Below are 8,020 nucleotides of genomic sequence, written 5' to 3'. Positions count from 1 at the left end.
CTTCTTGGTCATAGCCCCATCCTCTCAACACTTGGAGCCTCCGGCAAACACGGGGTGGTTCAATAAGCCAGAGGCGGATTACTGGGCCTTCGTCACCAAATCCAGCCTCAAGCTCCATGAGGCCCAATGGCATCAAGGCCATCGATCAAGTCCCACACCGCCGCCCGCAGGTCTGCAAGTTCTTGACCGATCTCCTCGGCGGATCGGCGGACTTCCCGCTCCGCGGACGTGGGCTGCTCCGCCCTCATCGAGGCACCTTTCTGCCAGCATTTGCCGCGGCGACGATGTTGGGCGCCAAATCCAACGCGGAACACGCTCCACCTCGGGCAGCACCCAGAGGCCCCGCCGCTGGTCGCTGCCCTGTTCCACCCATTACCGCGCACGCGCCCCAGCCTGCACCTAACAGCTTTCGTCGCCCATCCACCCTCAGTCTGTCATCAATGAGGACGGACCAGCCGAGACCACCGCCGAGGCTGAACTGCGTTTGTGATCAGTAACCGCGATACCCACGGCCGCTTGAGTATCCACCGCTGCCGTAGCTGCTGCGGCTGGGTGCTGTCAGAGCACCGCCTGCGGCACCCACACCGCCACCAATAAGCGCACCAGTTCCAGCGCTGCCACCCGTCAAGGCGCTCACGCCAGCACCCGCTCCTGCTCCAAGCAGACCCCCAGAGACCGCGCGTCCGCCGGGACTTGTGCCGCACGCCGTCAAGCTGAATGAAACCAACCCAACGAGCAACGCAGTCGTGAAATTACGCATCATGGTTATGTCTCCGGTGTGGACGCGTGAATGGAACGCGGCAGCCTGGAAGAAGCCTCAGCCTTAGCTTTCACATTGCTGCACTTCGTCGAACTGACTTCCATGACTGCTTATGTCCGGCGGCTACACGCGCTCGGCTCCATCCTGATCAACACCGCGACTGCGGCCCGGCACCTGCGTTGATCCACAGAGGTGTGCGCCATGCAAACACGGTTTCCTATGGTCGTTCTTGTGGCCCTTCTTGGTACCCAGGCGTGGTCACAGACCACCGAGACACTACCGCCCATCGCTGGTCCCCCCGCTGCCCAACCACGCGGCCAGCCATACCCGGCCCAGCCTTGGTCACCGCCCCCGGCGATATACCAGGGGCAGCTTCCACCGCCCGTTCCCTTCCAGCCTGGACCCGACCAGCGTCATTCGGTTCCAGTGCCGCCTGTTCTCACAGCGCGAGAGTTACAGGCGAGGGAGGAGCCGGTTCGCTTGAGGTGGCGCACCGCGATTGAGGCAGAGTTCGCCGAATCATGGGGGCGATATGGATGCTTTCCTCACCCCCGGCGCCACGAGGCATGGTTCGACATGCTGGCTGACAGGCTCGGCGCTGCTACGCAACCGCAGCAGCATTCTCTCTATGACTTGGTTATGGAGCGGGTGGAACTCTATGACCCGTCCCGAACCCAGTTCAGCGGGCTCCTGGGCGACACCGAGGACTGGGTTACCGACATGATGGGATGGCGGGCAGCAGGTGACCGGTTCTGCCCCCGCAGTTAGGCAAGTGCGTCCTTGTCGCGGGCGCGTTGCAGCGTCGCGCTGCTGTGGCGCAGGCTGAGGCTACCGCCGCCGAGATGTGGTGCGGGCCGAGCGTAGGGGGATGCTGCTACGCGGGTTGCACCACCAGACCAAGAACAACCTCGCCCTTGTGGCGGCCTTGCTCGCGCAGGAACGCCGCACCGCGACCGCGGAACATGACACTCGTGCCGCCGAGCGGCTGGCGCAGCGGGTCACCGCCGTGGCGCTCGCGCAAGACAGGCTGTCGAGCGTCGAAGGTAAAGGCAACGGAGACGGGACTGGTACCGATCTCGCGGGTTACCTGCATGCGCTCCTGGGCAGCCTCGATCGGAGCCTCAGGCGTCGGGTGGTGTTCGAGGTCAATCTCGAAAGCTGCACCCCGCCCTTCGACAAGACAGTCGCGGCAGGCTTGGTGGTCGATGAACTCGTCACCAACGCTGCCAAGCATGCCTACCCAGAGGGCGAGGTGAGTGTGATGCGCGTCGAACTTCGCACGGACGAGGTTGGCGCGGAAGCGACGCTCACCGTCTCTCACGAGGGCAGGAGCGTCGATTCTACCACGATAACGACACGGCGGGCCGGTGAGGGCCGAGGGGCTTGAACTTCTCCGCCACCTCGCCCGGCAACTGGGGGCGACGTTGAGCAGGGGACGCCGGAGCGGGGTATCAGCATCACTGTCCGCGTCCCGCTGGCGGTGTGACGACCCGCACACCTCGCCGAACCTTGCCTCGGCAGGCAGGGCCGACTGGATCACTCCCCAGCGCGCTTTAATCGCGCGGAGACTTCGGCCCCGGCGTAGTCCAACAGCCTAGATCGCGGACCGATGCACCCTGTCTCATGCCGGTCTGAGGTTCGCCGCCGCCTCCTTGCCGCGCTCCCGCACGACCTCGTAGCTCACCTTCTGGCCGTCATTGAGGCCCTGCAATCCCGCAGCCTGCACGGCCGTGATATGCACGAACACGTCCTTGCCGCCATCGTCAGGCTGAATGAAGCCAAACCCTTTGCTGGCGTTGAACCACTTCACGCTGCCCGTTGCCATGTGATGTTCTCCATTATCTTCAGAGAAGGATGGCCCAAACCGCTGGGCGGAGCAAAGCGGCTATTCACTTGTTCCGACCTTTACCTAACGGCGGGGCCGACGGTCACCAGCCGCGCTGATAGTCGTAGCCAGCACCATATCCGCCGTACCGCTGCTCGCGCTGCGCGTGCCGCCATGCCCGGCGCTGCTCGCGCTTCTGTTCAATGCGCCACGCCTCGCGGCGCGCCGCCTCGGCGATCCGCGCCTCATCCCGCTGCTGGCGCCACTCCCGCCATTGCCGCTGCCGCTCCGAGCCATCGTCCCAAGACTGCGGCCCTGCTCCCCAGTATTGGATAGTGTGTGTTGCTACACCCTGAGCGACCCCCGCGACGGCGAACGGGGCTGCGAAACCGCCGGTTGGGGCCAGGGCAACAGAACCTAGCGCGACTCTGCTGTCTGTGTGTCGGGGGCAGCCGGGCCGACCTTTGGATGGTGATGAGCGTCGTCCGTCACGGGTACGGGATCGCCTCCATCCACTTCGGCTCGACGGTGGAGGGGCTGTACTGCGGCAGGGTCAACTCCACCTGGGCCGAGTGCCAGATCATGGAGGCCGGGCCGTCTAACGCCTCCGGAACAGCCGGATAATCTGACGCAGCACGGCCAGTTCGGAGAGAATTCTCAACATGGCAAGGAACTCGCTTTCAGGGGGCGGGCGGCATTTGCGGCTACCCAAACTCCGCAACGCTCCAATCGACGCAAAGATGCGCGGGTGTTGCGCTCGCTTCAAGCGCACACAGGTCTGCTCCCTCACTTCCGCCACCGTCTCAGCGATGTCTGAGTGCCTCTGCCCGAGTAGGTCGAGGTTGACGCGCCGTCTGCTTGGAGACGACGGCCTCCCATCTCTCACTTGGATCACCGTTGGTCTAGGCAGCGGCCATTCCCGAGGCGCTGGCTGAGCAGACGCTTGTCATTCATGGTGAGCTATCTTGGAAGGCCGCTCGCCCGTGGCACCACGGCACCTTGCCGCTATCAGTCGGCATGCCGTCCATCAATACGGCAGGCAGTCGGCGACTGACCGCCTCCGCATGATCAGGAAGGTGTCCTGCCATCTGTTCGCCAGAGCTTCATGTTAGCCCGCAGCAGGACGCCAACATGAATGCGTCGCCGATAACCTCGATGCAGCCAGAAGACTCCCTGGTGCGTTTCCATGCCATGGATACAGTGTTGGTACAGGCTTGGGACGCCAGGGTTGCGCACCTTCTGAACAAATTGCCGAGGCAAGTTCAGGCCGGCGTGAAGTGGTTGCGGTACCCTCCGCGGAAAGCGGTGCGGCTGCTCGTATCTGCCTTCCTCATCCTGGGGGGTACTCTCTCCATCCTTCCAGTCCTCGGGCTATGGATGTTGCCGCTCGGGTTAGCGCTCATGAGCGACGACATACCGTGGCTCAAGGTCTGGCTTGAGCACGCTGCGCGATGGATCGGACGCATGTGGCGCCGAGTTCGTGGCCGACCCGCTCAGAGTTAGCCCGACCCGATAAGCGCGTCGGACGCACCCGTCCGACCTGCTTTAGCCTCCCCTAGGCTGCAATCTCCTCGCCTTCATCCCCGTCGTCATCCGCCGCGCCGTTCAGGTCATCAGCAGGAAGTTCGCGGTGACGCCGGCCTGCCATACAGCCGCGCCAGGGCGGTCTGCGGATGGGTGGTCAACACCTCGACCCCGTTCGCAGCAAGGCTTCTCAGGAGAGCCGCCTGGGCACCCTCTGGCGGAGCCTCATTCTTTGACGCGGCGCATTGTTCAAGCACCCACAGTCCGCCGCCGACCCGATGCAGCGCGACTAAGAGGCGCGGTTCGTCTGCGACGAGGTAGAGGCCTGTGCCCCGCTGCCGCTTCATCATCTTCGATACGGAGATTTAACGGGAGACGCAGGACAGCAAGGCCGCCATGGTTGGCTAAGTGGACCTGTTCCTGGCCGTCTCGGGTGAGATTCACGGCATGGCGGATATCGAGCTCAACGCCAAGAACCACAAGTCAGGCCTCGGCACCGCAGTGGTGAAGTCTCTCGTGGCGACCGCCGAGGGCAATTTCCACCTCTATGACATTCAAAAAATGGCCGTGGGCTTCTGGAAGAAGATGGGCGCCGTCTTCCCGGGATCGGGCAAGGGCGAGAAGGTCATCAACGGCGTCGATGGCGTAATCCGCAAGACCGTTTAGCAGCCAGGGAACAATCCCCTGGCTGCCCATCTACGCGCCACCTAGGCGAAGATCACGTCGTTGGTGATCGAAAAGTTCGCCGCCTGGACGCCCTCCAGCAGCACATGGTCGCCGCTTGGACCGTAGCGGAGATCGACGCCACTGGAGGTGGAGACGGCCCGTACCGTCGAGGGGGCGATCGACCGCAACACGATGTCATCCACCCCCGTGGCGAAGTCCCGGATGCGATCGAAGCCGTCAAAGCGCGAGAACACGAAATCATCCGCCCCGCCGGCACCCGTCATGGTGTCGTTGCCGCGGCCACCCGTGATGGTATCGTCGCCGGCACCACCCGTCAGCGTGTTGTTGCTCGTCGTGCCGTTGATGGTCCGGCCGGCAACGGTGTCGTTGTTGAGGATCGTCCCCACACCATTGGCATCCGTCAGCGTGGCACCGACCACCGGGGAGGTGAGCCGCAGGGTCATGGTCTCATTGGCCTCAACCGTCCGGTCATCCGTGGTCTGCACGGTAACGGTCTTGCTCAACTCGCCTGCGGTAAAGCTCAGCGCGCCGCTCTTGGCCGTGTAATCGGCTCCCGCGGCCGAGGCCGTGCCCGCCACCGTGCCGTAGTTGACCGTCACCGTGCTGGCGGCGGCCGAACTGAGCGAGACAACGAAGTTGAGGATGCCGCCCTCGTTCACGCTGGCGTCCGACACGCTCAGGCCGGGGGTGGGAGCCGGTGCGGTGTCGTCGTTGGTGATCGTGCCGACACCCTGCGCATCCGCAATCGTGGCGTTGCTGGCGCCCGACAGGTTGACGAACAGCGTCTCGTTCGGCTCCACCAACGTGTCGTTGGTGATCGCCACATCGACGGGCTGGCTGACGACGCCCGGGGCGAAGGTCAGCGTCCCGGATTTCGCAGTGAAGTCGGTCCCCAAGGTCGCGGTGTCCCCCGCCGTTCCATAGTTGACCGTCACGGGCACGGAGGTGGCCGCGCTCAGCGAGACGTTGAAGCGCATTGAACCCCCGCCCTCGCTGAGGGTGGCGTCGCCGACGCTGATGGCAGGGACGACCGGTGCGACATCGTTATTGGTGATGGTGCCGGTGGCCTGGGCGTCGGTGATGTTTGCCCCAGTCGCGCCGCTGAGGTTGAGCAGCACGGTCTCATCCTGCTCCACCGTGCTATCATCCGTGGTCGCCACGGTGACGGTGCCGCTGGTCTGCCCAGCCGCGATGGTGAGCGTCCCAGAGGCCGCCGTGTAGTCGCTGCCCGAACCAGCCGTGCCATCCGCGGTGGCATAGTTGACCGTGATGTCCGTGCTGCTGACCGCGCTCAGCGTGACGGTGAAGACCAGCCCGCCAGCTTCGGCGACACTCGCGTCACTCACCGTCATGTTCGGCGGCGTCGGTGGGGGCGGAGGCGGCGGCTCGACCACGACTGGCGCGGAATAGCTCATCCAATCGACATGGATGACGTTGGTGTTGCCGTTCTGGTTCTGCCACGCCCAGGCGGGTTGCATGCCGACGCCGAAGGCCGAGTTCTGGCCGCCATCGGCGAAGCTCTTCGGGACGTTCTTGGTCGTCGAGAAGACCTGCTTGTTGTCGATGAACAGGGTCAGGGACGTAGCCGTCCACTCCATCGCGTACACATGAGGCTGGCTCATGGCGACTGAGGTACCGGGCAGCCACTCGTAGATATCGTAGCCGTCTCTGCCGGATGCCGTGCCGTCCTCGATCTTGCGATGGACGGTCGAGTAGCCGTCGGTATCGCCCTTCGATTTCTTCTCCAAGATGTCGATCTCTGGGCCGGGCCACTTGTCGGTCGAGGGCCAGAGCGCGGCGAAGGGTCCCGGTCCTTCACCGAAATCGGTCCAGGCGCGAAGCGTATAGAGGCCGTAGCCATTGCCCGCGGAGGCGCCGACCGGGGGCACCATCATGCCGGCAGGCTGCCAATCAGTGGCGTCATGCGTGGCTGGAGTGGGATCGGTGCTGGTCAGCACGGCCGTGCCATTCACGAGCTTCACGTCGCCCCAAACGCGGTTCACCTTGCCGAAGCCGCTGGTGAAGTCCTCCCGCCAGACCTCGGTGAAGCTGTCTGGATTGAGGGTCTTGTTGTCCTCGATCGAGGCCGAGGCATCGGCCACGGCGAGGCTCATCATCCGCACGTCGCTGTCTGCGACCTTCTTGATCTGACCTTGGCCGTGACCCTTCTGGCCAAACGCCATGGCGGATACGCGGGCCTGCATGGCCAAATTTTCTGGTGGCATACCGAACTCTCTCCTGACCATCACGCGAAGGAATAGCTCTCCGTCCTGTGATGGTCTTCCGAGAATGCGATGCCACCGTCAAGAATTCTTGCACATGATCATGTTTTTAGATGGGGATTTGCGGCTCCCGACTCACATTTCTTCGCTGGTAGTGGAATAAGCCCAGTGAATAAGTGTGTAGAGGTTGGGTTAGAGGTGAGGGCTGGCGGCAGCTTGATAAACTCGCTCCCGTATTGCGCCTTCGACGACGGGATGCAGGCGGGCGAACGCACAGCCGGGTACTGCTTGCGCGTGTCGGCGTCGCTGAGCATGGCGGCACGTCCCTCCCGTCACCCTATTGCCGGAACCTGCCAGGAAACCTGTCCAAATAGGAGGAACCATTCCGGGTGCAACGTCGCGGTGCCAAGAGCGCGGGAGCGGGGTATCTCACTTACCAATGACGGGGGGAAATGGCCGGGATGGCGATTGGTGATGCGCGCTCCTTTGCGCAGAGCGGGCCGCACGCGCTCGCTGCGGGGGCCAAAGCCGTGGGTGGCACGGCAGCCGAAGCCACCCTCCTGCTGACCGGCGTCGCCCCGCGACATGCGGCCGGACCCTCCGAGGTGAGCTTTTTCCACAATCGGCGTTATGCCTCACTCCTCGAAACCACTTCGGCGGGCGCGGTGGTCGTGCATCCCGACATGCTGGCGCGGGTGCCTTCCAGCACTGTGCCGATCATCACGACGGAGCCCTATGCGGGGTGGGCGCGGGTCGCCGCTCTGTTTTACCCAGCACCGCCCATACGCCCGGGCGTTCATCCGACCGCCTCCGTCGATGCTGGGGCGTAGGTCGGTGCCCGCTGCCGCATCAGCCCGCACGCCAGCCTGAGCCACGCCATGCTGGGCGCTCGGGTCTATATCTACCCAGGTGCGCGCATTGGGCAGGAGGGGTTCGGCTTCGCTTCTACTAGGAGCGCGTCCGGGTAACTGCATCTCGGGGCTGACGCTGCTGGGGTTGGAG

General features: G+C 64.1%; 7 protein-coding genes. 4 read left to right on the top strand and 3 right to left on the bottom strand.

Going from position 1 to position 8,020, the window contains the following annotated elements:
* Positions 1-490 precede the first annotated feature (490 nt).
* The gene (locus AC5JJ6_RS31720; RefSeq protein WP_496045873.1) at positions 491-760 is read right to left on the bottom strand and encodes a YMGG-like glycine zipper-containing protein; all 270 of its coding nucleotides are present in this window, start codon (positions 758-760) and stop codon (positions 491-493) included.
* Positions 761-790: 30 nt separating this feature from the next.
* Between AC5JJ6_RS31720 and AC5JJ6_RS31715 the strand changes: the two genes are divergently transcribed.
* A complete protein-coding gene (locus AC5JJ6_RS31715; RefSeq protein ID WP_496045872.1) occupies positions 791-943 on the top strand; it encodes a hypothetical protein in 153 nt (50 codons plus the stop codon).
* 685 nt (positions 944-1,628) lie between these two features.
* Complete coding sequence (locus AC5JJ6_RS31710; protein ID WP_496045871.1) at positions 1,629-2,147, top strand: histidine kinase dimerization/phosphoacceptor domain -containing protein; 519 nt, start codon at positions 1,629-1,631, stop codon at positions 2,145-2,147.
* A gap of 234 nt (positions 2,148-2,381) precedes the next feature.
* On the opposite strand, the gene AC5JJ6_RS31705 is transcribed toward AC5JJ6_RS31710, so the two are convergent.
* Entirely contained in the window at positions 2,382-2,585 is a 204-nt protein-coding gene (locus tag AC5JJ6_RS31705; RefSeq protein WP_496045870.1) for a cold-shock protein, read from the bottom strand.
* 1,932 nt (positions 2,586-4,517) lie between these two features.
* Between AC5JJ6_RS31705 and AC5JJ6_RS31700 the strand changes: the two genes are divergently transcribed.
* The gene (locus AC5JJ6_RS31700) at positions 4,518-4,775 is read left to right on the top strand and encodes a hypothetical protein (protein WP_496045869.1); all 258 of its coding nucleotides are present in this window, start codon (positions 4,518-4,520) and stop codon (positions 4,773-4,775) included.
* A gap of 41 nt (positions 4,776-4,816) precedes the next feature.
* On the opposite strand, the gene AC5JJ6_RS31695 is transcribed toward AC5JJ6_RS31700, so the two are convergent.
* Entirely contained in the window at positions 4,817-7,000 is a 2,184-nt protein-coding gene (locus tag AC5JJ6_RS31695; protein WP_496045868.1) for a Calx-beta domain-containing protein, read from the bottom strand.
* Between the two features lie 479 nt (positions 7,001-7,479).
* On the opposite strand from AC5JJ6_RS31695, the gene AC5JJ6_RS31690 reads away from it, so the two are divergent.
* Complete coding sequence (locus AC5JJ6_RS31690; protein ID WP_496045867.1) at positions 7,480-7,848, top strand: LpxD N-terminal domain-containing protein; 369 nt, start codon at positions 7,480-7,482, stop codon at positions 7,846-7,848.
* Positions 7,849-8,020 lie beyond the last annotated feature (172 nt).

The sequence above is a fragment of the Skermanella sp. genome (genome assembly GCF_059503625.1).
Note: the sequence above shows the minus strand (reverse complement) of the source record. Positions and strands in the feature narration are given on the sequence as shown.

Excerpts from the sequence above, each read along its gene's own strand:
- AC5JJ6_RS31720 (WP_496045873.1), bottom strand. The coding sequence starts at position 760 with ATGCGTAATTTCACGACTGCGTTGCTCGTTGGGTTGGTTTCATTCAGC.
- AC5JJ6_RS31715 (WP_496045872.1), top strand. The coding sequence starts at position 791 with ATGGAACGCGGCAGCCTGGAAGAAGCCTCAGCCTTAGCTTTCACATTG.
- AC5JJ6_RS31710 (WP_496045871.1), top strand. The coding sequence starts at position 1,629 with ATGCTGCTACGCGGGTTGCACCACCAGACCAAGAACAACCTCGCCCTT.
- AC5JJ6_RS31705 (WP_496045870.1), bottom strand. The coding sequence starts at position 2,585 with ATGGCAACGGGCAGCGTGAAGTGGTTCAACGCCAGCAAAGGGTTTGGC.
- AC5JJ6_RS31695 (WP_496045868.1), bottom strand. The coding sequence starts at position 7,000 with ATGCAGGCCCGCGTATCCGCCATGGCGTTTGGCCAGAAGGGTCACGGC.
- AC5JJ6_RS31690 (WP_496045867.1), top strand. The coding sequence starts at position 7,480 with ATGGCGATTGGTGATGCGCGCTCCTTTGCGCAGAGCGGGCCGCACGCG.